Source organism: Streptomyces sp. MK7 (genome assembly GCF_032658145.1).
In the GTDB taxonomy this organism is placed as follows: Bacteria; Actinomycetota; Actinomycetes; order Streptomycetales; family Streptomycetaceae; genus Streptomyces; species Streptomyces spiralis.
On the sequence record NZ_JAVACL010000054.1, the window covers coordinates 1 to 23,337 of the forward strand.

At 68.5% G+C, this 23,337-nt stretch carries 18 protein-coding genes and 4 pseudogenes; 3 read left to right on the forward strand and 19 right to left on the reverse strand.

The window, feature by feature from the left end:
* Positions 1–693 precede the first annotated feature (693 nt).
* From R2S09_RS34970 to R2S09_RS35035, 14 genes and pseudogenes are all read right to left on the reverse strand, one after another.
* Positions 694–1,659: a formylglycine-generating enzyme family protein gene (locus R2S09_RS34970; RefSeq protein WP_399145354.1), complete on the reverse strand. Its 966-nt coding sequence runs from the start codon at positions 1,657–1,659 to the stop codon at positions 694–696.
* Positions 1,656–3,314 carry an alpha-amylase family glycosyl hydrolase gene (locus tag R2S09_RS34975; protein ID WP_316745346.1) on the reverse strand — a complete coding sequence of 553 codons (1,659 nt, stop codon included), beginning with the start codon at positions 3,312–3,314 and terminating at the stop codon, positions 1,656–1,658. The genes R2S09_RS34970 and R2S09_RS34975 overlap by 4 nt, the downstream gene beginning before the upstream one ends.
* 12 nt (positions 3,315–3,326) lie before the next feature.
* The gene (locus tag R2S09_RS34980) at positions 3,327–4,763 is read right to left on the reverse strand and encodes a sulfatase (protein ID WP_316745347.1); all 1,437 of its coding nucleotides are present in this window, start codon (positions 4,761–4,763) and stop codon (positions 3,327–3,329) included.
* A 138-nt stretch (positions 4,764–4,901) separates the two neighbouring features.
* Positions 4,902–7,046 carry a glycoside hydrolase family 3 N-terminal domain-containing protein gene (locus R2S09_RS34985; RefSeq protein WP_316745348.1) on the reverse strand — a complete coding sequence of 715 codons (2,145 nt, stop codon included), beginning with the start codon at positions 7,044–7,046 and terminating at the stop codon, positions 4,902–4,904.
* A 119-nt stretch (positions 7,047–7,165) separates the two neighbouring features.
* Positions 7,166–8,176: a hypothetical protein gene (locus R2S09_RS34990; protein ID WP_316745349.1), complete on the reverse strand. Its 1,011-nt coding sequence runs from the start codon at positions 8,174–8,176 to the stop codon at positions 7,166–7,168.
* Between the two features lie 185 nt (positions 8,177–8,361).
* Positions 8,362–9,252, reverse strand: a complete 891-nt coding sequence (locus R2S09_RS34995) for a carbohydrate ABC transporter permease (RefSeq protein ID WP_399145358.1) — start codon at positions 9,250–9,252, stop codon at positions 8,362–8,364.
* The gene (locus R2S09_RS35000) at positions 9,249–10,304 is read right to left on the reverse strand and encodes a sugar ABC transporter permease (protein WP_316745350.1); all 1,056 of its coding nucleotides are present in this window, start codon (positions 10,302–10,304) and stop codon (positions 9,249–9,251) included. The genes R2S09_RS34995 and R2S09_RS35000 overlap by 4 nt, the downstream gene beginning before the upstream one ends.
* 3 nt (positions 10,305–10,307) lie before the next feature.
* Positions 10,308–11,555 (reverse strand): sugar ABC transporter substrate-binding protein, encoded by a 1,248-nt coding sequence (locus tag R2S09_RS35005; protein WP_306192205.1) that lies wholly within the window; start codon positions 11,553–11,555, stop codon positions 10,308–10,310.
* A gap of 334 nt (positions 11,556–11,889) precedes the next feature.
* Entirely contained in the window at positions 11,890–12,936 is a 1,047-nt protein-coding gene (locus tag R2S09_RS35010) for a LacI family DNA-binding transcriptional regulator (RefSeq protein WP_316745351.1), read from the reverse strand.
* 684 nt (positions 12,937–13,620) lie between these two features.
* Positions 13,621–13,917: a phosphoribosyltransferase gene (locus tag R2S09_RS35015; protein WP_316745352.1), complete on the reverse strand. Its 297-nt coding sequence runs from the start codon at positions 13,915–13,917 to the stop codon at positions 13,621–13,623.
* Between the two features lie 727 nt (positions 13,918–14,644).
* A complete protein-coding gene (locus R2S09_RS35020) occupies positions 14,645–16,048 on the reverse strand; it encodes a hypothetical protein (protein ID WP_316745353.1) in 1,404 nt (467 codons plus the stop codon).
* Positions 16,049–16,127: 79 nt separating this feature from the next.
* Positions 16,128–16,691: pseudogene (locus R2S09_RS35025) on the reverse strand (IS630 family transposase).
* Complete coding sequence (locus tag R2S09_RS35030) at positions 16,688–17,185, reverse strand: hypothetical protein (RefSeq protein WP_316745354.1); 498 nt, start codon at positions 17,183–17,185, stop codon at positions 16,688–16,690. Before R2S09_RS35030 ends, R2S09_RS35025 begins: the two are co-directional and overlap by 4 nt.
* 73 nt (positions 17,186–17,258) lie before the next feature.
* On the reverse strand, positions 17,259–17,402 hold the full coding sequence (locus R2S09_RS35035; RefSeq protein WP_316745355.1) for a hypothetical protein: 144 nt from the start codon (positions 17,400–17,402) through the stop codon (positions 17,259–17,261).
* Between R2S09_RS35035 and R2S09_RS40770 the strand changes: the two are divergent.
* Together R2S09_RS40770 and R2S09_RS35040 are read left to right on the forward strand one after the other, a co-directional pair.
* Positions 17,374–17,499: pseudogene (locus tag R2S09_RS40770) on the forward strand (hypothetical protein); the annotation flags it as partial. The gene R2S09_RS35035 and the pseudogene R2S09_RS40770 overlap by 29 nt on opposite strands.
* A gap of 48 nt (positions 17,500–17,547) precedes the next feature.
* The gene (locus R2S09_RS35040; protein ID WP_399145362.1) at positions 17,548–18,261 is read left to right on the forward strand and encodes an FG-GAP repeat protein; all 714 of its coding nucleotides are present in this window, start codon (positions 17,548–17,550) and stop codon (positions 18,259–18,261) included.
* A gap of 61 nt (positions 18,262–18,322) precedes the next feature.
* Here R2S09_RS35040 and R2S09_RS35045 read toward each other — a convergent pair whose 3' ends face one another.
* Together R2S09_RS35045 and istB are read right to left on the reverse strand one after the other, a co-directional pair.
* Entirely contained in the window at positions 18,323–20,041 is a 1,719-nt protein-coding gene (locus R2S09_RS35045) for a hypothetical protein (RefSeq protein ID WP_316745356.1), read from the reverse strand.
* Positions 20,042–20,482: 441 nt separating this feature from the next.
* Positions 20,483–21,513: pseudogene (istB, locus tag R2S09_RS40775) on the reverse strand (IS21-like element helper ATPase IstB).
* Positions 21,514–21,675: 162 nt separating this feature from the next.
* On the opposite strand from istB, the pseudogene R2S09_RS35060 reads away from it, so the two are divergent.
* A pseudogene (locus R2S09_RS35060) lies at positions 21,676–21,820 on the forward strand (ATP-binding protein); the annotation flags it as partial.
* A 71-nt stretch (positions 21,821–21,891) separates the two neighbouring features.
* Here the strand turns inward: R2S09_RS35060 and R2S09_RS35065 are convergent.
* The 3 genes from R2S09_RS35065 to R2S09_RS35075 all read right to left on the reverse strand — a co-directional run bounded on the left by R2S09_RS35065 (position 21,892) and on the right by R2S09_RS35075 (position 23,172).
* Positions 21,892–22,455, reverse strand: a complete 564-nt coding sequence (locus R2S09_RS35065; RefSeq protein WP_316745357.1) for a cysteine hydrolase — start codon at positions 22,453–22,455, stop codon at positions 21,892–21,894.
* A gap of 229 nt (positions 22,456–22,684) precedes the next feature.
* Entirely contained in the window at positions 22,685–22,957 is a 273-nt protein-coding gene (locus R2S09_RS35070) for a DUF4259 domain-containing protein (RefSeq protein WP_316745358.1), read from the reverse strand.
* On the reverse strand, positions 22,909–23,172 hold the full coding sequence (locus tag R2S09_RS35075) for a DUF4259 domain-containing protein (RefSeq protein WP_316745359.1): 264 nt from the start codon (positions 23,170–23,172) through the stop codon (positions 22,909–22,911). Before R2S09_RS35075 ends, R2S09_RS35070 begins: the two co-directional genes overlap by 49 nt.
* Positions 23,173–23,337 lie beyond the last annotated feature (165 nt).

The following is a 23,337-nucleotide window of genomic DNA, read 5'->3' on the forward strand; positions in this document are numbered from 1 at the left end:
CTCAGGCGTTGCCCGACACCCACGTCACCGCACGGAACCCACCAGGGTGGACAGCGGCGCCAGTCTCAAAGCGGGTCTCAAGGACCGGAGAGGGCCAAGGCGTACCGCTGTCCGTCGTAAGCCGTTCGCCGGGCCTTGCGGGCGCCGGTCCGAGCCGCTTACACCCTGGATTAGGTCTGTCTTGATCTTGGTGTGGTCCTGCGGGGCAGGGGTTGGTGGCAGGTGGTGCAGATGCCGGTCCAGCAGTTCAGCAGGTCCTGGAGGATGTCGAGGATCTGGTAGAGGGTGGGTCCGCTGTGTCGGCTTTTGGGGCCAGGCGCATCGATCCCGGGAAATAGCACATCCTCAAGCGTCTTGCTCACCATGGCAGGAAGTACGTTGCCGAAACGATCCCGCGTTCCTGCTGCTGACCTCGGGATTCACGGAACTGCGGTCAGAGCCGCTTTCAAAGAGCGCCAACACCGTTGCGTGAGCGTGGGAAACGCGGCATCCGCTTGCGCAGGTGGCTGCGCAAGCGGGTCTGGTGCAGCCGGCTGCGCGCAGAGGGAGGCGCCGTCGGCCTGGGGACCACGCTCCCGGCGCAGGCTGTGCAGGCTTCCACCCCGCCCAGGGTCGACGAAGCCCGCCAGGTAGGAGTTGTCGCGTAATCCCGATTGCAGCAGCACTTGGCCTATGCGCCTACCGCCGAAGTCTTCAACGAGACACCTGAAAGGCAACGTCCGTCTTACGGGCGCCCTTACAGTCCACACGTCTCTCCGGTCCCCGCACCACCCTGAACCCTGTGTTCCCGCTGGAGCTGTCCGGGGTGTTCCCCATGCGGGCCGACGTGCGGTAGCGGAGGCAGTACGACTCGTGGCACATGTGCGAGCCGCCCTTGAGGACGCGGGCGCCCGGGGCGAACCAGTCGGCGCACCATTCCCAGACGTTTCCCGTCATGTTGAAAAGGCCATAGCCGTTCGGCGGGAAGGCGTCCACCGGGCAGGTGGCACGGTAGCCGTCGGCGGCGGTGTTACGCCCCGGGAACGTGCCGCGGAAGATGTTCATGCGGTACTCGCCCCCCGGGTCGCGTTCGTCACCCCAGGGATACGGTTCGCCCTCCAGGCCGCCGCGTGCCGCGTACTCCCACTCGGCCTCGGCCGGCAGGCGCGTGCCGGACCAGCGGCAGTAGGCGAGGGCGTCGTCGTACGAAACGTGCACCACCGGGTGGTCCTCGCGGCCGTCGAGGACGGACGCGGGGCCCTCCGGGTGGCGCCAGTCGGCGCCGTGGACCTGCCGCCACCAGGGGGTGGCGGCCGCTGCCCGGGTGGGCGGGAAGTCATCGGGGAGGAAACCGCCGAAGACGAAGGACCAGCCGAAGCGTTCGGCGTCCGTCCGGTAGCCGGTGGCGTCGGCGAACGCGGCGAACTCCGTGTTGGTGACGGCCGTCGCGCTGATGGTGAAGGCATCGACCGTCACCTCGCGGACCGGACCCTCGCCGTCCGCCGCGTACGGGGAGTCGTCGCTGCCCATGAGGAAGGGGCCGCCGGGCAGCTCCCGCCAGCCGCCGTGCGGGTGGGCAGCGGCCGCGTGCTCGTCGCGGGTCACGGTGACTGCTGCCGCGGGTGTCTGTGACGGCCGCCGGGGGGCACAGCAGGCCGGCCGGCCCGAGTCGTTGCTCATCGTGCCGCCCTGACGCCGGCGCGGCCGAGATCGAAGACACCGTAGGCGAAGCCCGCGGCGCCCACCAGGCCGTCGTTCACCTCGACTCCCGCGGCCTCGACGGCATCGACCCCGGCGAGGCCACTGGTGATGCCCTCGGGCAGCGTGAACTCCGCCCGCTCACGGCGGGGATTGACAACGATCAGGTACCGCCCGCCACGCACGTACACGAAGGGGTACCCGGCGTGCAGCACCTGCACCCCGGCTCTGCTGCCCAGCTCCGGCGTCGACGTGCGCAGGGCGATCAGGCGGCGCACCAGGTTGAGGAGGGAGCCGGGGTCCTCGCGCTGGGCGGCGACCGTGGGGCGGGCGGGGTCCGGGTCGAGGGGGAGGTAGAGGCGTTCGGCGGGGGCGGTGGAGAAGCCGGCGTTCGCGGTGGAATCCCACTGCATCGGGGTGCGTGAGCCGGCCCGGTTGTAGCGGGGGCCGAGGACGCTGCCCTCGTGCTCCGGCCGGCCGGCGATGTAGCGCATGCCGATCTCGTCGCCGTAGTACACGGCCGGGAGGGTCGGCCAGGTGAGCTGGAAGGCGAAGGCGGCGGGGAGTTGCTTCGCGGTGCGCGGGCCGCAGGCGAGGCGGGAGAAGTCGTGGTTGGCGGTGGGCAGGGCGACGAAGCCACCGCCACCCGCGTCGCAGATCGCGGTGGTGGCGGTCCGCCAGCCGTCGAGAAAGGTCCCCAGGGACCCGGTGCCGTCGGCGCCGAAGTAGGGCTCCAGCGGGGCCCAGTCCTCGCTGACGGTGCCGGCGTTGTTGTTCCACAGAGAGCGCAGCTTGAGGCCGTCGTCGGCGGCGCCGAACTGCAGGAAGAAGTCGGCGTGGAAGCCTGCTGGTACGGAGACGGCCGGGTCGCCCCACTCGGAGAGGAGAGCGGCCTGCGGATGCTTCTTGTCCATCCAGTCACGCATGTCGCGCCAGAGGCGGGCCGACTCGGCGTGGCCGGGGTCGTCCTTGACGAGCGAGGCGGCCATGTCGACGCGGAATCCGGCGAGGCCCAGGTCGAGCCAGTGCTCCATGATGTCGCGCAGGGCCTGGCGGTTGGCTCGCGGTCCGTCGGCGTCAACGGGCTGCCGCCAGGGCTCGTCCGGGTGCATGCGCGCGTAGCCGAAGTTGAGGGCGGGCTGGCTGGGGAAGAAGTTCGGCTTGTACCAGCCGCGCCGGGTGCCGGGCGAGGGCTGGAAGCCGTCGCCCGGGTGGGTGTCTCCCTCCGCCCAGATGTAGCGGTGATCGGAGGGGTCGTCGGCGGACTGTGTGAACCACTGGTGCTGGTCGGAGGTATGGCCCGCCACCAGGTCGAGCAGAACGCGTATGCCGTGGCGCCGGGCGTTTTCGACCAGCCGGGCCAGGCTGTCGTTGGTGCCGTAGCGGGGGGCGACGGTGAGGTAGTCGGACACGTCGTAACCGGCGTCCCGGAACGGCGAGGCGAAGCACGGGTTGAGCCAGACGGTGTTCACGCCGAGCCAGGCGAGATGGTCGAGCCGCTGCTCGATGCCTGCGAAGTCGCCGATGCCGTCGCCGTCCCCGTCGGCGAAGCTCTGCGGATAGATCTGATAGAGAACGGCGTCGGCCAGCCACTCGGTGGCGGGGCGGGTGTCGCGGCCGGAGTCGGTTGTCGTCATGGTGCCGTCCCTTCAGGAGGCGGTCGGCGCGGGCAGCACGCCCTTTGGTGTGTCACCGAAGTGGTGTTGGATTTCATCGAGTTGGGCCGTGAGATCCTTGACCACGTCCGCGTACTGCGGGTCGTCGTAGCGGTTGTGCAGCTCGTGGGGGTCTCGGGTCAGGTCGAACAGCTCCCAGGCGGGCGTGCGCGGCGCATCCTTGGCTCCGTCTGCGCCCGAGCCGTGGCCGGGGTAGTGGATGAGCTTGTGGGTCCGGGTGCGGATGCCGTAGCAGGCCTGGACGTTGTGGCAGACGTCCAGGTGCATGTAGTAGCGGTAGTAGACGGCGTCCCGCCACTCCTTCTGGTCCTCCCCTTTCACGAGGGGTACGAGCGATCGGCCCTGCATACGGGGATGAGGCGCCAGGCCCGCCATGTCCAGCAGGGTAGGCGCGTAGTCGATGTTCGCCACCAGCTCCTCGTGGCGTGAGCCGGCCTCGGCGACGCCGGGCCAGCGGAGCACCAGCGGGATGCGCATGCCCTCCTCGTACATGAACCGCTTGTCGAACCAGCCGTGCTCGCCGAGGAAGAAGCCGTGGTCCGAGGTGTATGTGACGGCGGTCGAGGTGTCGAGACCGGTGACGTCGAGGTAGTGCAGCACGCGGCCGACGTTCTCGTCGAGGGCGGCGATCACCCGGAGGTAGTCCTTGATGTAGTGCTGGTAGCGCCACTCGCGCTCCTCGCGCGGCGACAGTCCGGGCGGCACCGGTACGCCCTTGAGGTCCTCGTCGGTGAGGTCCTCCATGCTCATCTTCGCCTCGTGCGCGGCCGGAGCGCGGCCGTCGAGGTCGTCGTGGAGGGTGGGCGGGGCGGGGATGTCCTCGTGCTCGTACAGGTGCCGGTGGCGTTCGGCGGGCTCGAACGGGCGGTGCGGCGCCTTGTGCTGGATCAGCAGGCAGAAGGGCTTGTCGGGGTCGCGCTTGTCGAGCCAGTTCAGCGCGAGGTCGGTGATGATGTCGGTGACGTAGCCCTGGTACTTCTTCCTGCCGCCGGCGGTGACGAAGTCGGGGTCGTGGTAGACGCCGTGCTCCGGCAGGATCTCCCAGTAGTCGAAGCCCTCGGGGTCGTGGCCTTCGCCGTGGCCGAGGTGCCACTTGCCGACGATCGCGGTCTGGTAGCCCGCCTCCTGCAGCATCTTCGGGAACGACGGCTGGCTCGCGTCGAACCGGTGGTTCGGGCCTTCCAGCGAGGTCATGCCGTTGACATGGCTGTAGGTGCCGGTCAGCAGGGTGGCGCGGGCAGGTGAGCAGATCGCGTTGGTGCAGAAGGTGTTCTCGAAGACCGTGCCCTCGGCGGCGAGGCGGTCGACCGCCGGGGACTTGTTGATCAAGCTGCCGTAGGCGCCGATGGCCGCGGGGGCGTGGTCGTCGGTCATGAAAAGGATGATGTTCGGGCGCTGGGAGATGGCCATGGTCGGTGGACTCCGGTGGTTGGGGGGTGGGAACGTGCTTTCCGATAGGAGATGTGTGTGGCGCCCTGCCGCGGCGAAGGGCCACGGGCACGGGCACGCCCGCCGTTTCGAACGGCGGGCGTGCCCGGACCCTGTGGTTCAGGCGACCGTCAGGGTGCAGCGGGCGTCGGCCAGGGAACTCGTACCGGCGTACAGGTCGATCCGGCCCGGCTCGACGGTGAAGTGACCGGCCTGGTCGTTCGTCCAGAAGCCGAGGTCCTCGGCGCCGAGCGTGAAGCACACCTGCGTGGTCTGTCCCGGCTCGAGCGTGATGCGGTGGAATCCGCGCAGCCGGCGCACCGGCTGGGCGATGCTCGCCACCGGATCGTGGACGTAGAGCTGGACGACCTCGTCGCCGGTGCGCTCGCCGGTGTTCGTCACGCTCACGCGGACCTCGACACACGCGCCGCGCTGGAGCTCGTCGACGGTGACCGACTGCCGGTCGAGCTGCGGCTCGCCGGTGGCGAACGTGGTGTAGCTCAGGCCGTGCCCGAAGACGAACTGCGGTCCGTCGGCGAGGTCCAGGTACTTGGAGACGTACTTCTCGTCGTCGTGCGCCGGGTCGTACGGGCGTCCGGTGTTCTCCCGGTTGTAGTAGAGGGGGATCTGGCCGATCGCCCGCGGGAAGGTGACCGGCAGCCTGCCGCCGGGGTTGACGGAGCCGAAGAGCACGTCGGCGATGGCGTTTCCGGCCTCGATGCCCGGGTGCCACGCCTCGAGCAGCGCCGGGACACTGTCCACCCAGTTGCCGATCGTCAGCGGCCGGCCGTTGAGCAGTACGACCGCGAACGGCTTGCCGGTGGCGGCGACGGCGGCGATGAGCTCCTCCTGCCCGTCGGGCAGCGAGATGTCGCTGCGCACCGCGGCCTCGCCGCTGAGCTCGGGCTCCTCGCCGATCACGACGACCGTGACGTCGGCGGACTCGGCGGCGGCGACGGCCTGGGCCACGTCGGCCCCGGCGTGTGTGATCGTCGCACCGGGTGCGGCGGCGCGTACCGCGTCGAGGACGCTGACCGACGGGAACCGGCGGCAGCCGGGGCCGGCCCAAGCGCCGTGCAGATCCGTGTGGTCGGCGAACGGGCCGACCACCGTGATGGACCCGCTGCCGGCGTCGAGCGGCAGCACACCGCTGTCGTTCTTCATGAGGACCATGGAGCGGGCGGCGGCCTGCCGCGCCGCCGCCCGCGCCTGCGGTGTCGGCGCGTCTATGACCGCGGACTCGTCGGTGTACGGGTTGTCGAAGAGGCCGAGCGCGAATTTCAGGCGCAGGATGCGGGCGACCGCGTCGTCGAGCCGGTCCTCGGTGACTTTCCCGTCGGCGAGCAGCTGCCGGCCGTGGTCGGCGACATTCGTGCTGACCATCTCCATGTCGAGGCCGGCCGCCAGGGCCAGCCGTGCCGCGTCGGCGCCGTCCTCGGCGTAGCCGTGGGCGATGAGTTCCTCGACGCCCGTGTAGTCGCTGACGATCACCCCGTCGAAGCCCCACTCGCCTTTGAGGATGCCGGTCATCGTGTGCGGGTTGCCGTGCGCCGGGACGCCGCTGACGGTGTTGAACGCCGCCATGACGGTGGCCACCCCGGCGTCGACGGCCGCCCGGAACGGCGGCAGGTACAGGTTGCGCAGCCGCTGCTCGGAGACGTCGACCGTGTTGTAGTCCCGCCCGCCCTCGGCGCCGCCGTAGGCGACGAAGTGCTTCGCGCAGGCGGCGACGTTGTCCTCGGCGGTGAGGTCGTCGCCCTGGTAGCCGCGGACCTTGGCCGCGGCGAGGACGGCGTTGAGGTACGGGTCCTCGCCGCAGCTCTCCGCGATGCGGCCCCAGCGGGGCTCGTGGCTGACGTCCATCATCGGCGAGAACGTCCAGCGCACGCCGTTGGACCTGGACTCCTTCGCCGAGACCTCGGCGTCGCGCGCGACCACCGCCGGGTCGAAGCTGGACGCCTGGGCGAGCGGGATCGGGAAGGTGGTCCAGAAGCCGTGGATCACGTCGAAGCCGAAGAGCAGCGGAATGCCCAGCCGGGACTCCTCGACCGCCATGCGCTGCAGGATGTTGGTGTGGGCCGCGCCGTACAGGTTCAGCACCGAGCCGAGCAGGCCGGCACGGGCCGCGCGCTCGACCTCCTCCGTCTGGCCGCCGCCGGGACCGGTGTCGCCGGTCCAGGTCAACTGCTGGAGCTGGCCCAGCTTCTCCTCGACCGTCATCCGGCCGAGCAGGGCCTTGACCTTGTGTTCGTATGGTCGGTGCATGTCCTGTCCTCTTGTCCCGCGTGTCACGCCTGGCACTGCCATGATGTAAGCGCATACAATATTCTGTCCGTGCGTCGGGACGCACAAAGGGGGGGTCAGCCCTGGTGCGCCCCGACTGCTCAGCTCCGGTGGATGGTGAACTCCGCCCGCCGCACCCGCGGCAGTGTGCGCCCGCCCTCGAAGGAGACCTTGGCCCCACTGCAGCGGGCCCGGCCGTCGACGGCCACGACGGCCTCCTCCCCCAGCGAACGGAACGTCACGCGCCCCTCCTCCACGGCGCTGATCTCCGCCGTGGCATACGCGATGCGCGTCCCGCCCGCTGTCAGGCCCAGCGGCAGCATCGCCGCGCCGCGCCCCGGCAGATGCAGCCGTTCGCCGCCGAACAGCGGCTTGCCGCGCGCCGCGACGGTGACGTCCTGGGCGTAACCGGAGGCGATGTTGAAGACGTGCAGCAGCCGCCCGCCGTCCGGGTCCGTCGTGGTGAGGAAGAACACCCCGGGCAGCCGCCCGTCGTGGGTGATCCCCGGCGCCGCGCCCAGCTCGCGCAGGGCCGCGGTCCAGAAGTCGAGGTCGGCACGGTGGTTGTTGGTGATGACCACCGCCCGGCCCTTGCCCACGCGGATGTCGAAGCCGCAGCCCTCCTCCGTGGACACCTCGCGCAGCACCACGTCCCCGCGGCTCGCCGGCAGATGGCTGACGGGCGCCCCGCTTCCGGGCCAGGCGTCGAGGACCTCGCCGGTGAAGGTGTTGTACCAGTTGAACCAGAAGCCGTGCAGCCGCTCCATCTTCTCGACGGTGGTCACGGTGCGGGCGAGGCGGCGGTGCATCTCGAGCCCGCTGATCAGCCCGAGCCCGCAGGCGGCGACGGTGGACCACAGCCAGCAGCCGATGTTGGTGCTGGAGGTGTTCTCGGTGAGCACGGGCCGCGCGCCGCCGAGCTTGATGTTGTCGGCGGGCAGGCCGCTGTCGGGGACCATCGCCTCGAGCGAGCGGTAGGTGTCCGCGAACCAGTGGGTGAGCAGGGCCTCGGGGTCCTGCGAGGGGCGCCGGTGGGCGTACGCGGGGGCGGCGCCGAGCGCGAGGGCACCGGTGGCGCCGGCCGTCGCGGCGAGGAAGGCAGGGCGGTGCATGGAGCGATCCAGCTCCCTTTGCAGCAGACGATGTGTGTGCGAGGGGTGGTGCATGCCGGACAGGGCAGGGCGGTGCCCGGCAGGGCAGTGGTGGGCGAGAGGGCTCATTCGCGCGGCCGTGGGCGGTACGGGGCCGGCAGCCGTCAGGTTGCCGCCGGCCCCGTACGGATCGGGAGGCGTGTCGGCTACTTGAGGCCCGCCGTGGCGATGCTCTGCGTGAAGTAACGCTGCAGCACGACGAAGACGGCGAGCACCGGCAGGACGACGAGGAACGCGCCGGCCATCAGCACCCCGTTGGAGCCGTTGGCCTTGGTCGGGTCGGTGGCGAAGGTGGCCAGGGCCACCGGGAGCGTGTACTTGCCGGGGTCGTTGGTGGCGACCAGCGGCCACAGGAAGTTGTTCCACGAGCCGAGGAAGACAAAGATCGACAGGGTCGCCAGAGCGGGCTTGACCTGGGGAATCACGATCCGCCAGAAGATGTACCACTCGCGGGCCCCGTCCACCCGGGCCGCCTCCAGCAGCTCGTCGGGGACAGTCGACATGAACTGCCGCATCAGGAAGACCCCGAAGGCACCGGCGGCGAACGGCAGGATGAGCGCCGCGTAGGTGTCGATGAGGTTCATCTTGCTCATCATCACGAACTTCGGCATCAGCATCAGATTGCCGGGCACCATCAGGGCCGCCATGACGACGCCGAATATCACCTTCTTGCCCGCGAAGTGCAGCTTGGCCAGCGCGTAGCCGAGCATGGAGCAGAAGAGGAGGTTGCACAGGGTGACGAAGAACGCGACGAGCACCGAGTTGAAGAAGTAGAGGGGCACGTCCAGGAGGTCGAACAGCTTGCTGAAATTGGCCAGCGTCCAGTCGGTGGGGATCCACACCGGCGGGCTCGCCGAGAGGTCCCGGGGCGTCTTGAACGCGGCCAGGCCCATCCAGAGGAACGGCGCGGCCGTGATCAGCAGGCCAAGGCTGAGCAGTGCGTAAGTGATGCCCCTTGTCATGCGGGTACGGCGGTCCCGCACCGCGTACCCGTTGCGGGCAGCGGTGCTGGCGCTCGTTTCGGTAGTGGCGCTCATTTGGTCTTGTCCTTCAGCAGCCGCAGTTGGAGCAGTGTGACGGCCAGGATGATCACAAACAGGGTGTAGGCCATCGAGCTGGCGTAGCCCATGTGGAAGAAGTTGAAGCCCTCGCGGTACATGAGGAGGGAGACCGTGAGCGTGCTGTCCGAGGGACCGCCATTGGTCATCACGAACGGCTCCTCGAAGACGTTGAGGAAGCCGATCGTCGTCATCACCGTGACGTAGAGCATGGTGGGCCGCAGCAGCGGGACGGTGACCCTGCGAAACTCCTGGAAAACGCCGGCACCGTCGATCTTCGCCGCTTCCCGCACCTCGGTGGGGATCGCCTGCAGTCCGGCGAGGAACAGCACCATCGACGTGCCCATGTTGCGCCACACCGCCATCGCGATCAGCGACGGCATGGCGAGGACCTCGGAGCTCAGGAAGTCGGGTGCGGTGAGCCCCACCTCGCGAGCCAGCCCGGCGATCAGGCCCTCACTGGGGTCGAGGACGAAGCGCCACACCACGGCGACAGCGACGATGGCCGTGACCACCGGGGCGTAGAAGCCGACCCGGAAGAAGGTCCGGAACCGCTCGATGCCGGAGTTCAGCAGCACCGCCGCGAGCAGGCCGCTGCCGACGGTGAGCGGTACGCCGAGCACCACGAAGTATCCGGTGTTCAACAGCGCCCGCAGGAACTGCTCGTCCCCGAACAGCTTGGAGTAGTTCTCCAGGCCGACGAAGTTCGCGTCGAACGGTTTGGTGACGTTGCGCAGGCGGAAGTCGGTGAAGCTCATCACCAGCGTCGCCACGATCGGGAACGCCATGAAGGTGCCGAAGAACACCAGGAACGGTGTCGAGTACAGCCAGCCGGCGAGGTTGTGCCGGGAGAGCCGGTCAGGCCGCAGCCGTGTGCCGCCCGACGTCGTTCGGGCGCCGAGTCCGGCCTTCTTGCGTATCGAAGGGGCGGCGGACTTGCCGGTGAGGTCCGGCTCGGCGGGAGCGTCGGTGGCGTCGGCGACGGCCCGCCCGCCTGAGGCGGGCCGTTCGGCGGAGGTCGTGCCGCTCATGGCTCAGGACACCAGGCCCTCGGTCTTCTTCTGCAGCTCCTTGGCGAGCGCAGCCGGGTCGCCGCCCTTGGCGAGCTTCTCCAGGGTGATGTCGATCTCCTGGGCGACCTGCTCCCACTGCGCCAGCGGCGGGATCTCTCCGGCGCTGTTCAGTGCCGTCTTGAAAACGTCCACATCGGCGCTCTTGAGCGTCGGCTCGTCCCAGGCCTTCTTGTTGGCGGGCAGCGACTTGGCCATCTTGTACCAGTCCGCCTGCGTTGTCGGGCTCGTGAGGAACTTGGTGAACTCCTGGGCCGCGGCCTTGTGCTCACTGCTCGCGAAGGTGACGAGGTCGGCGCCACCGATGATGGAGGCGGGCTGCTTACCGGCCGGGAGCGGGACCGTCGCCCACTTGCCCGCAATCTGCGGGGCCTGGTCCGCGATGTTCTGCACCATCCAGGGGCCGGAGGCGAACATCGGCACGCTGCCCGCACCGAAGTCCTTGATCACGTCATACCCGGGAGCGGCGGGGGTGTTCTTCGACAGGCCCTTGTCGAAGTACTTGGCGTACTCGGTGAACGCCGTGACCGCCTCGGGCGAGTCCAGTGCAGGCTTGCCGTCCTTGTCCAGGACCGTGCCGCCCGCCGAGAACAGGTACGGCGCCCAGTTCTGCCAGGAGCCCTGGCCGCCCGCGGGCTGGGAGAAGGCCCACTTCGTGGTGCCGAGCTTCTTGAACGCCTCGGCGAGGGCGAGCTGGTCGGCCCAGGTCTTCGGCGCCTTGGTCACTCCGGCCTGCTTGGCCAGGTCGGTGCGGTAGTAGAGGACGCGGGTGTCGACGTACCACGGCACGCCGTAGACCTCGCCGTCCTTCTCGCTGCCCTTCCAGGCGGCCGGGAAGAAGTCGTCCGCCTTGAACGCCTTCGTGTCCACCGGCTCCAGCACACCCAGGTCGATGAACTCACCCATCCAGGTCGAGCCGAGCTGCGCCATGTCGGGCAGCTGGTCGGCGGCCGCCGCGGAGACGAGCTTCTGGTGCGCGACGTCCCAGCCGATCGGGGTCACCTTGACGGTGATGTCCGGGTACTTCTCGTTGAACTTCTTGGCGATGTCCGCGACCCGTTTGCCCTCCTCACCCATGGCCCACACGGTGAGGGTCTGCTTGGCGTCCACGCCCACCTGGCCGCCGCCTCCGCTACTGCAGGCCGTCAGCCCGAGCGACAAGACCACGGCGGTTGCCGCGAGGGTGGTACCTGACAAGGCATTGCGGGACATGCGGGCTCCTCCTCGAGTACGCGCGTCGTGCTGTAAGCGCATACATCACCCTCCAGGAGGCACTCCGACGACACAAGAGGCGTCTGGGTAACGCTTTCGTAAACCCGGCGAAATCTTGCTGGCAGCGGGCCGTCATGACGGGCGGCGCAGGCTGCCGTACACCGGAGGGGGTTCACAGGACGCACGGCCTGCGCCACCGCGGCGATGGACGGCTGGACGATGACCGCGAGTGCGGCGTACCACCGGCATGGCTCGCTGCCTGCGCATAACTGGCCTCACCCGGAGCGCGCAGCGCGCGCCAGGCGCCGTGGACCGGTCGGCTGCGGGGTGTGTCCTAGACCCCGCACCCGCAACTGGCGCGCAGGGCCGGAGCGGTCGGCAGCGTGCGCAGGAGCGCCGGGCGGCCACGGTCGGCGAGCCGCGCGACGAGCAACTCCACCGCCTCCTCGCCGAGCCGGCCCATGGGCTGACGGACAGTGGTGAGCGCCGGGCTGACCTGACGGCTCAGCGGGATACCGTCGAACCCGGTGATGACGAGTTCTGCAGGCACGCTGATCCCCCGCTCGGTGAGCGCCTGAAGCGCCCCCACGGCCATCTGGTCGTTCGCGAACATCAGGCCCTGCGGGCGCGGCCCCCCCTGGTCCAGCAGCTCCAGCGCGGCCTTGCGCCCGGAGGCCAAGGTCAGGTCGCCCCGCGCGGCGGGGCGCTCGGGCAGCGGCAGCCCCGCCGCGAGATGGGCCGCCTGGAAGCCGCGGAAACGGGCCTCCGCGTCCGGCGAGTTCTCGGCTCCTCCGATAAACGCCAGGTCGGTCAGCCCGTGGCCGTCGATCAGGTGCCGGGTGAGCTCCAACTGGCCGTCGAAGTTGGCGACCTCGATGCGGTCGAGACCGGGCAACGCCCGCCCCGCAAGCACGACCACCGGCAGCCGCCGCGCAACGACGTCGAGCACCGCCGACGGGACGTCCTGAGCCAGGATCGCCAGGCCGTCGACCCGGCCGGCCACGTCCGACAGCGCCTCGCCCGCCCGGTCGGCATGGGCGGCAGAGATGAGCAGCGCATAACCGCGCCGCCTCGCGGCGCGCTCCATCCCCCGGATGACCTCGTCGCCGTAGAAACTCGGCTCGGCCTCGTCGACGTCCGGCGCCGTCCCCTCGGCCTCCGGATCGGCGAAGTCAGGGAAGCACAGCCCGAGCACTCCGGTGGCCCGGCTGGCCAGCCCCCGTGCGCTCGCACTGGGCACATAGCCCAGATCGTGCGCGGCGGCAAGCACCTTCTCGCGTGTCGCGGCCCGCACCGAGTCGGGGCTGCGGTAGACGCGCGAGACCGTCGCGATGGACACACCGGCACGCTCGGCGACGTCGTAAACGGTGGGATCACCCATGATGAAGCCGCCGCCCTCGATACCCGCTGAGATTTTCGGAGACCTGCCCCGTCTGACTATGGAAGCGCATTCAGTCTAGTTTGCCCGCACCACGGTGACAACCGGGCCACGGCGGGGCGCGGCCGGTCCGGCGCCACGTCCGGGCGGTCGACGTCCTCAACGCCGGGCAACCTGGTGGTCGCCCACCGGGGCGACCACGGAAGTAAGCCGCCATCGGACGGGGTGAGGCCGCGCTCGTGGGCCCTGGATCCGGCGGACTCGTTCCACGCGGCCTGCCACGTACGCGGCTGATGTCCGTCGGCATCCTGGCCGGGGTGCCGGGGCCCGGATCCGCTCGGCCGCCACGAAACAGGCCAGCAGGCCGATGCCACTCCCGCGCCCTCGCCGAGGACCGCGGACGGCTGACGGCCGCGCTCGACGCCGGCCAGGCCGCCGGCATGCAACTGGCCCTGCGGCCCGCCGACGGCGAACACTTCCGACTGCTGCTGCAGTCCTCCGCGCCTAGCACCTACCCGTCCCCCGTGCCGCTGGGCCTTGCCGGCTTTCCCGAACCCCCGTTGACGAGACCGCGGCCGCATGGGCGGACTCCCCCACGCTCCCCCAGCCGGATCGTGCAGGGCCCGGCCCCGCAAAATGGAAGTGATCCCCCTTCTCCCTGCCGGCGGGTGATGCAGAGGCGCCGGGTCATCCGCTCCAGGGGACGCGCGCAAGGACGAGTCCGCGGACGTCGGCGGCGCCGGATGCCCGGAGCCGGAGTGCGACCCGCTGGAGCTGCGACCCGCTGGTCAAGACGTCGTCGACGAGCAGGATTGTGGCTCCCTTGATGTCGCCCGTCTCGCCGGTCCACGTCAGGGCAGCAGCGTGTACGGCCGCGGCCGCCCCGTTTGCCGTCCAGGCTCCGGCTTGCGGATCGGGGCGTTTCGCTCCCTTTTGCCAGACGGTGAACGACCTCGGCGACGGCGACCAGGCGCTGCGGGGCATGCGCCGGACTCGCAAGACTGCCCCAACCCGGAATTCACGAGCCCGCGACTCCACGCCTCACGCGGCCTGACATGGGCCTCAGGTAGGTATCCGCAACGATTGCACCTTGGTTGTCCGATGAATCTGTGCCGCGAGAGGATGATCGCGCGCGTGGGGAGGCGCTCACCAAGGACGGGAAGGGATTGATGGACAGGTTCGACGAGGGGCTGCCCCAGGCGGCAGCCGGTGCACTGCGTGGGCTGCGGAGCTCACGCTCGTGCAGCGTTGGGGCCCCGGGCCCGACACTCCACACAGTGTGTGGGGCAGTCTCCCGTTGGCCGCGCCAGGCCATCCGACTCCGCCTGGCCGTACTCCCGGAGCCAAGAGCCATGCTCGTCAAAGGAGTGGCAATCGGCCAAGTGGGGCGTCCGCATACTGGACCGGGCGGTGTCCGTGGCGACGCCGACGAGGTACTCGAGGAACGGGGCGGCCGACCACACGCCGGCCGTCTCGTCGGTCAACAGCAGATGCGGCGCGTGCTCCTGAAGGACGTCCAGCCAGGCCGGCGCCGGCCGCGAGGTGAAGAAGAACGGGGTGGCGCGCGGGCCCGCCCAGCCGGCTCCCGCGCCCCCTCGCCCGGGACGGCGAGCGCGGTCAGCTGAAGGACACGTTCGGCGCGGCCTGGCAGCGGCTGGCCGGCCGGCGTGCCGGCCTCGGCGGCCTCCTTCCGCCCCGGCGGTCCGCGCAGTCAGCGCCTCCTGCTGAACTGCGGCAGCAGGCGCCGCCGATGCCCGTACAGGGCCGCCAGGACCAGGAGCGCCGCGATCCCCACGGCCCACGGGCCGGCACGCCGGTGGGGTGGCGCTGGCGACGCGTCGAGCGGGATGTAGGCAAGGTCGTTTCCGGGCGTGCGGTCATAGGGGTTGTGCGTACGGATGGTGCCTTTCGCACCCGGCACCTGCCGGTCGATCCGGATGTGGAAGTCGATGGCGGTCGTCCCCCCTTGGTCCAGCACATCGATGAAGCGTCCCGAACCGATGTCGCAGACGAACGCTCCGCCGGGCTTCTCCGGCCGTTCGCACGCCCATGTGCCGCCGTCCTCCTCGATGGTGAACGGAATGGAGGTCACGGTGGTTCCCTCCGGCGGGATCACCTCGAAGCCGCCCAGTGTCTCCGAACCGGTCAGCCGGCCCGGCCCGTGATTGCGCACCCCGAGACGCACCCGCACGGTGTCGCCGACGCGGCCCCGGACGGTCGCCGTCACCGGCTCGTAGTCGGCCTGCACGGTGGTCTCGAACCAGACGCGGCCGACGGCGCCCGTCAGACCGCGGTCCGTCCTGGTCAGCGATATAGGGGGCCCCTCGCCGCGCACGGTGAAACCCTCGGGCTTGTCGGGCTCGGACGACCACGTGTAGCTCAGTGTGCCCTTCACCTTCCCGGGAGCGGCCGTGTAGCGGATCGGGGCGCTGGTGCGGTAGGCAGTGCCCGGCGCGGCCTTCGTGGAAAAACTGCACCACGCCGAGGTGAACTTCGGATCGAAGTAGCAGTTGCTGGGGCGCGGCCCCATCAGCAGCCCGCCCTCTATGCCGAGTTGGAGGGCGACGCCTCGCTCCGTGGTGAACCGGCTGCGATTGGCGAACTTGGGGGTCAGCGGGCGGGACTTGCCCGGTGCCACGCCCGTCACCGTCTTCTCCGCCTCGGGTGAACCCAGCGTGGGACCGTCCACGATCATACGGGTGGTGCCGGTGACCGGGGCCGCGTTGTCGGCTGTGGCGGTGTAGGTCACCGTCCCGCTGTCGCCCGGCTCGACGCCGTCCACACCGCGGAGGGTGAAGGGTGCGTTGGCTTCCCCGTCGCCACCGTTCTCGAGGTCTCCGTACACGCACGTGAACACGGGGCCCTCGCCGGTGCAGTTCCCGTAGCCGCCCTTCCCCGCCTGGGCGACACCCTTCAGTCCCGACGCGTCGACCACCACCTTGACGTTGCGGGCCTGGCCGCCGTCGCTGGGCACGACGCTGACGGGCACGACGAAGCCACTGTTGGAAGCCGAGGCGCCCTCATCGGCGCTGTACATGTGGAAATCCGCCGGGGCTTCGAGCCGCAACGCGACCTGGCCCGAGCCGTCGGCCGCCGCGGGCGGCCCGGAAGCCATGGCAAGTACGGCGCCCAGACTTGCCGCCGAGGCAGTTACGCGTGTGATGGTCCCGGACCGTCGAAGCATGCGGGGCACCCTAGTGTCTTGCGCCAGAGATCCGTCGGCAGAGGCGGGCGAGGGAGTCGAGGATCTCCTCGGCGGTCCTGGTCCAGATGAACGGCTTGGGGTCTTCGTTCCAGTCTTTGACCCATGCCCGGATGTCGGCTTCCAGGGCCTGGATGTTCTTGTGTGCGCCGCGGCGGATCATCTGGTGGGCGAGGTAGCCGAACCACCGCTAGACCTGGTTGATCCATGAGCTGCCGGTCGGGGTGAAGTGGAGTTCGAACCTGGGGTGTGTGGCCAGCCATGCCTTGATCGCGGGTGTCTTGTGGGCGCCGTAGTTGTCGACGATCAGGTGGACCTGCAGGTGCGCGGGCACCTCCTTGTCGATCCGGATAAGGAACTTCTTGAACTCCACGGCCCGGTGCCGACGGTGCAGTGCGGTGATGACTTCGCCGGTGGCAACATCGAACGCGGCGAACAGGGTGGTCAGGCCGTTGCGGACGCCTGCCAGCAGACCGCGCATGGCGCTGTGCCTGGCCGCACGCCTGGACCGGACGGCGGACCGGGTTCGGGTGTGCCGGTCTGGTCCGCAGGTCAGGCGCCGTGCGAAGTGGTGGTACTGGCCGGCGGGGAGAGTATTTGGGTGCGTTTGGTGGCGTACTGGTCCGCGGTGACGGTCAGGGACTGCGCGACCTGGCGCAGGTAGGAAACGAGTCGTTCGGTCTCTTCCTGGTCGCCGTCAGCTGCCTGGGAGGCCTGTTCCCATCTCTGCTGCAGGATCGCCTCGGCCTGTGCCCTGGCGGCCCGCACCATGTTGCGGGCCTGTTCCCGGGCCGCTGTCACGGTCTGCTCCGCCGACTGCTGGGCGCGGGCCTGCTGCAGTACCGCATCCACGGGCGGCACCCCAGTAGGGCCGCTGCCGTCGCCGATGTTGTTCGCCCGGACCCAGTCCCGTTGGCGCTGCATGTCCGTCCGCAGCCGGTCGTTCTCCTCCATCAGCGCGGTCACAGTCGCCGCGCAGCGGCGCAGTGTGTCGTGCACCGCCTCCTCGCTGTAGCCGCGACGTGTCAGCGGGGCACGGGGAAAGGTCATCGACCGCAGTGCCTCGGGCGTCACGCGGTTCGCTGCCGGATGGTGTGCTCCTGTCTCGTTCACGAATCTCCGATCACTGAACGTCTTCGAAGTGCAGCACGTCGTGCGGGATGCCTGCCTGCGCCAGATCGCGCACTGTCGTGGAGACCATGGCCGGCGAGCCGCAGACGTAGAAGGAGCGTCCACCCCTGGTCGGCGACGTCGACGACGAGCTCACGGGTACCTCGCACACGTCGGCCACCGCGGACTACAACGGGGACGGCATCAGCGACCTGGCCGCGGGCGCACCGAAGGCATCAGGCGGTGCCGGTAGCGTGACGGTCATCCTGGGCAGTCCCCAGGGACCTGCGGCCGCTGAGCACGTGACGCTGACCCAGGACAGCCCCGGTGTCCCGGGCTCCTCCGCGCCCGGGAACCACTTCGGCGCCGCCACCGCATGGGGCGATGTCAACAGTGACGGCTACGCCGACCTCGCGCTCGGTGCACCCGGTCAGGACGACGCCGACGGCCACACCGACCGCGGCTCGGTGACCGTGCTGCACGGGCCCCGCCTGAACTCCGGCTTGACCTACACCACCTCCGCCGCCAGCGCTGGGGCAAGGCTCGGCTCGGCGGTTGCCGTCGCCGACTTCAACGGTTTCGAGCTCGACGTCCGCGGCGGCAGAACTCTGGCGATCTTCTCCAGGACAGCGAATCTTCCCTGGTCGTGTCGAGAAACCCGAAACTTCTTAGTACTGCAACGGTGCTTGTCGCGACTGATGGCCAGGTCAGGGGCTGTGTCCGCGTCGTTTGTAGTGGCTGGTGCGGGCTTGGTGTTGTCGTCGTCGGCGCCAGGTGGACCAGTGCAGGATGTGTTCTGCGGGGGTGGGTCGGCGGTCGGTGAGGCGGGTGATCCGCCGTCGTATTTCGGCGAGGCTGAGGTGGATGAGATCCCGCCTTGCATGGCGGGTGGTTGGCGGACCGTGGTCGGTACCTGGTGCGCGGGCGCGATCAAAACGGAGCCTTCATGGCCGCGCTCGGCACACGACTGCAACGTCGCTGGCCCCGCACAGCACCGCAGCGCCGCCCCCGAGTAGGAAGCGGCGCCGTACCGCTGGTGGCCCGACCTCGGCTCTTCAGCACTGACCGTAGTGCGGTTCAGCGGGACCAGCCCGACCAGGTGCCGGTCTTCTTGTCACGTTTGCTGAAGTAGTACTCGCCGTCGGTGCCACGGACCATGATCTTGGCGGACATGCCCTTTTCTTCAACGAGTGTAACGCCTGAAGTAGCCTGACCGCCTAGAGATGTCCATGCCGACCAGGTGCCGCCGAGCTGGGCTGTAGTGTGCCAAACCTGACGGTCGGGACCGATCACCCACTTCTCTCGTGAACCGTCGCTGTAGATGTTCCACTCCTCGCCATAGGAGCAGGAGAAGCGTCCGCCGATATCATCCGTGCAGATGTCGTCGGCAGGAATCGGCACTGTAGCTGTGGCCTCGGTTCGCGCCTCGGCGGCTGCCGCCGCCGCCTGGCTGGAAGTAGGCGACGTGACGACCTGGACACGGTATTCGTCTCCTCCGTTCACCTCGTCTTTAGCCGCGAGCACCCGTTGCTGTTTCATCCATTGCTGGAAGTCCGTGCCCGCGTTTCCGTTCTGTTTGCGCGGGATGTAACGCAGCGAGAACCGCCAGGGTTCAAGTGAATGGGGGATGGAGTAGTAGGCGCCTTCCCAGGTCTTGGCCATGGGGTACTCATCGCACTGATCGCTTCCGCGCCGGGGGATGGTGCGACAGTGGTAGTCCTTCGTCGACGTGTTGTTGTCGTAGTACTCGGCGGCGCTGTCATAAGTCGGATCGAAGGGATTGCGCGTTGTGGGCACGTACAGGCGCGTCAGCGGCTTTTTGTAGCTGGGGAGATTTGGGTTGTTCGACCCGGGTATGAGGAGAGAGGGCATGAATTTACCGTAAGGCTCTGTTGCGGTCGGCTTCTCCTGAGCCGTCTTCACATGGTCCGCGTAAGCGGGGTATTTGCTGGCGATGACCTGCATGACCAGGGGTGCGTCGTCCCAGATGCAACCGGGCCGTCCCAGGTACGAGGCGCTGTCACAACGCAGCGGCGTCGAGATGGAGGCCGGCTCAGTACCCGGTTCCCGATAGCCCCCGATCAGCTCGTCCTTCATTCCGTGCCAGCTAGCCTTGTCGCGGGCATAGAAAGGAGCAGCCCGCTTGTCCTTCGTGGGATCGGTTGGCTTGGAGTTACTCAGATCTGAGGTGGTCCGCACATCGGCGCCGGCGGTCCCAGCGATGGCCCATGCGGCCAGCGATCGCTTCACTGAGGCGTCCAAGTGGTCGGCCGTGCCGTCGCAAGTGGCGCCTTGCAGACCGTTGCACCACACCCTCAGGGTCAGGGGCGCCTTAGCGAGTTGCCTCAGTGCGTCGGGTTCGAGCGATCCCGCCGGCGTAAGATGGTAGTCGAAATCGTCCAACCGACTAATCTTGTCCGCCCTGCGACCATCATGGTAAGAGTTCATGACGGTCGTGAAGCGGAAGTTGGCGTACGCCAAGGGCAGTTGGGGTGAACGCGCGTCAACGTACCAGTACTGAGTGCGTACAACGCGACAGAGCGTGAAGCGATTGAGGATCTCCTGCGCCGTCGTTGTCCCGTCCTTTTTATCCGGTACGGCATCTCTTTGGCACTCTTCGATCGTCTCGTACCTGTCGGCGGCCGCCGCGCGTGGTGTCGCCCCTTCGTCGACCTGTCGCGTGACTGCGGATACAGGTTTTCCTACGGACAAGGGCCCTGAGCCTCTTAAGCTTCCGACATACCCCACCAGGTCATGGCTGCCTTCTGCTGACGCTGGGCAGGTCAGCGTCGCCAAGACGGCGACCATAACGGCGGCGGCGACCGTAAGTCGCCTCCAGTGGAATCTCAACTTCAGTCCTCCCGGTGCTGCAGATGTGCACGGCACGCTACATCGGCCTCACTGGGCGATTAAGGAACTTCTCGGACAAGTTCGTTACCCAGAGAGCCGGGGAACCGATAGCTCCGGTTGTTGCTGTCCACCTGTTGCGTATCCGATCACCTTGCCAGCAAGGCCTGACCACGCATCATTTAGACGTCTGAGAAGGCGTATGCGACTTGATGCCGTGTTTATTTTCGAACGCAAACGCTTGCGACCGTCAGCGCAGGTGAGAGCGGCACCGTCCACTGGCAGCAAGCCCGCTCAAGTTGCTTCGGGACGCAGCGTGTCAGCGGTCTTCGAAAGCTGACCCGGTGCTCGACTCCCAAGTTGGCCCCGCACTACGTTGGTTGATGTTGATTATTCCCCGGTGTCGGCGGCGGGAACCCGTCCGAGGTCGTGGCCGCGCATGCGGTAGCTGTCGTCCTTGCGGGAGACCACTTCGGCGTGGTGGACGTAGCGGTCGATCATCACGGCGGCGACCGTGTCGTCGCCGAAGACCTCGCTCCAGCGTCCGAAGGGTTTATTGCTGGTCACGATCACGGAGGCGCGTTCGTAGCGGCCCGAGATGAACTGGACGAACAGCTTCGCGACCTCGGGTTCGAAGGGGATGCAGCCGACCTCGTCCACGATGATCAGCGGGATCCGTCCGAGCCGTGTAAGTTCGTCGCCCAGACGGCCGACCTGGTAGGCGTCGGCGAGGCGGGCGACCCACTGAGCGGCTGTCGCGAACGCAACCCGGTGGCCTGCCTGGCAGGCCCGGATGCCCTGGCCGGTGGCGAGGTGGGGCTTACCGGTGCCGGCGGCCCCAGGAAGATGACGTTTCCCTTGCCGACGACGAAGCCCAGCGTCCCGAGGTCGGCGATGACCTCGCGTTTCACGAACCGCTGGTGGTCGAAGTCGAAGTCCTCCAGCGACTTGCGGGAGGGGAAACGGCTGCGCGGATGCGGCCTTCGGCGCCGTGGGAGTCGCGGGCGGCGACCTCCCGCTGCAGGCACGCCGCCAGATATTCCACGCGGCTCCAAACCTTCACCCCGGGCCCGCTCGGCCAGCCGCCACGGCTGCTCCCGCAATGCTGGGGCCTTCAACGCCTCGACGAGACAGGCCAGTTCGGAGAAGACGTCGCGGGCCTTCGAGGTCTGCTTGGTGCTGGTCGTCAGACGACTGCCTCGCCTGTGCTCAGGCCGCCGTCGATGACGCCGAAGACCCGGTCGTAGTGACGAGCGGCCGCTGTCCGACGTCGAGCTGGTCGGCAAGGACCAGCCGCATGCGAGCCTGTTCGCGGCTGGCTTTCGCGGCGGCCGCGTGGGAGGGTCGGTGAGGGAGTCGTCGCCGACATGCCGGGAGGCGTTGAACTCGTCGACCGGGCAGACCAGGCGGATGCCGAACACGGCCTCGATCTCGGCCGCCTTGCGGGCCTGCAGGAACCCGATCGGTCAAGGCAGCACCTGGAAAACCGTGACACTGCCGCGAGAACCAACGAGGACCGCAGGAAGGGATACGGGCAGGTGGCAGCAGCAACTCTCGTGAGCGAACAAGTGCCTGCCCCAGATGGCTGGACCAAGACCTTCACCGACCCCCCGGCTCTGCGCGGCCATCGTCGACCGGCTCACCTTCGGCGGCAACCTCATCCAGACAGGCACCGAATCCTACCGCCTGGCCCTCACCCAGGCCCGGGCAGCAGCGCAGAACGCCGCCGGCTGGCCTCCCCCCGGCCTATCGGAGCGATGCCGGCTTGCCCCACTCGCGAGGGTCCGGACGGCCTTCCGCTATTGCGGTGCGATGGCTTTGAGCCAGTCCTCGACCGCGAGGACATCTGCCCACTGGGGGAACAGCTTTTCGGTCAGCATCCGGTGCACCTCGGGGTCGGTGTCGAGGCAGGCATCCGCCAGGACGGTGAGGCCGAAGTCCAGGTCGATGGCGTGCCACAGGGTGGACAGCACCACAGCGCTGGTGGCAATGCCGGTGAGAACAAGGCTGTCGATATCGCGAGCCCTGAGCACCAAGTCGAGGTCGCTGCCCGAGAACGCGCTCCCCCGCCTCTTGGTGACCACGACGTCGCCCTGCTGGGGCGCGACGTCGTCATGGATCTCGGTGCCAGGGGCTCCCTCTGTGAACAGGCCGGCCCGCACGGCGTTGGTCATCACCTTGTTGCGGGGGCTGACTTCTGGATCGCCCGGCCGTAACCCGAGCACCACGTAGATCACGGTGATGCCTGCAGCCCGGGCACCGTCGATCGCCCTTCGCAGGCACGGCAGATATCCGGAACCGTCATCGGCGATGGCCACGACGTCCCGTTGGACGTCCATCACCAGAAGTGCGCTGTTTGCCATGCTTGCCGTCCCTTCTCCGTTGGGACAAGTCTGGTGGATCAACCGAACTGCGGTGGAGGCTTCGGAGATCTTCGCAGCATCGCGCCTCAGTGCCCCAACGACCGGTGTCAGTTCTCATCGATATTTTCTTGCCCTGCGATCACCGAGTGCTGCCCGAACTCGGTGACAAACGGGTGTCGCACGTCAGGCTCTGGTCCAACTTCTGTGACCCGTGACTGTGGGGGATCGCTCAGATGTCGAAGAGGGCTTCCTCTTGTGGAGGGACGGGTGGGTCAAGGACGTCGCGAAGGCGGGTGATGTCGTGGCGCCACTTCGAGCCGTTCGCAGCCTCGTCCCAAAGTTCGGCGAGTTCGGACCGCTCGGAAGCCACTTGGTCCAGAGCGTCGACAGCGAGCGTACGAAGGTCTGCGGGCAACTCTGGCAGCGGCTCTGACGGACCGTAGTTCCAACATGTCAGTTCGCCATCAGGGCACTGAGCAGCGACCACTGCGGCCGCGGCCACTGCTCGCTCGCCGTCTCCGAGGTATCCAAGAAGTCCGCAGGGTCAGCGGCGCGTTTGAGCGCGCTGCGGATCAGGGCTTCGCGTTCTTCCAGGGCTGCCTCGTCCAGGTCACCTCCGAAGTCGGCGGCGGTGTCGTTATCGAAGGGGCCGATGTCCCAGGTGGCGGTGTCTCTACCATCACGCCACAACTCCCCCGGAAAAGCAGCCGAGAACATGAACGCGATCGGCCCCGGGACCCTCCCGGAAATCTCACACCTGTCCATCTCCGAGAATCACCGTGCGCGACAACCGTCACACACAGCTACATGTCTCCTGGCGGCACCTTCGCGAGCGCGACCCGGAAGCAGAAGGTGATCTCGACTGCCGGCCGCACCTGTCAC

Bases quoted from the DNA above. Each gene is read 5' to 3' on its own strand.
- R2S09_RS34970 (WP_399145354.1), bottom strand. From the start codon at position 1,659: ATGAGCAACGACTCGGGCCGGCCGGCCTGCTGTGCCCCCCGGCGGCCG.
- R2S09_RS34975 (WP_316745346.1), bottom strand. From the start codon at position 3,314: ATGACGACAACCGACTCCGGCCGCGACACCCGCCCCGCCACCGAGTGG.
- R2S09_RS34980 (WP_316745347.1), bottom strand. From the start codon at position 4,763: ATGGCCATCTCCCAGCGCCCGAACATCATCCTTTTCATGACCGACGAC.
- R2S09_RS34985 (WP_316745348.1), bottom strand. From the start codon at position 7,046: ATGCACCGACCATACGAACACAAGGTCAAGGCCCTGCTCGGCCGGATG.
- R2S09_RS34990 (WP_316745349.1), bottom strand. From the start codon at position 8,176: ATGCACCGCCCTGCCTTCCTCGCCGCGACGGCCGGCGCCACCGGTGCC.
- R2S09_RS34995 (WP_399145358.1), bottom strand. From the start codon at position 9,252: ATGAGCGCCACTACCGAAACGAGCGCCAGCACCGCTGCCCGCAACGGG.
- R2S09_RS35000 (WP_316745350.1), bottom strand. From the start codon at position 10,304: ATGAGCGGCACGACCTCCGCCGAACGGCCCGCCTCAGGCGGGCGGGCC.
- R2S09_RS35005 (WP_306192205.1), bottom strand. From the start codon at position 11,555: ATGTCCCGCAATGCCTTGTCAGGTACCACCCTCGCGGCAACCGCCGTG.
- R2S09_RS35010 (WP_316745351.1), bottom strand. From the start codon at position 12,936: ATGGGTGATCCCACCGTTTACGACGTCGCCGAGCGTGCCGGTGTGTCC.
- R2S09_RS35015 (WP_316745352.1), bottom strand. From the start codon at position 13,917: ATGCCCCGCAGCGCCTGGTCGCCGTCGCCGAGGTCGTTCACCGTCTGG.
- R2S09_RS35020 (WP_316745353.1), bottom strand. From the start codon at position 16,048: ATGGCTTCCGGGCCGCCCGCGGCGGCCGACGGCTCGGGCCAGGTCGCG.
- R2S09_RS35030 (WP_316745354.1), bottom strand. From the start codon at position 17,185: ATGACCTTTCCCCGTGCCCCGCTGACACGTCGCGGCTACAGCGAGGAG.
- R2S09_RS35065 (WP_316745357.1), bottom strand. From the start codon at position 22,455: ATGGCAAACAGCGCACTTCTGGTGATGGACGTCCAACGGGACGTCGTG.
- R2S09_RS35075 (WP_316745359.1), bottom strand. From the start codon at position 23,172: ATGTTCTCGGCTGCTTTTCCGGGGGAGTTGTGGCGTGATGGTAGAGAC.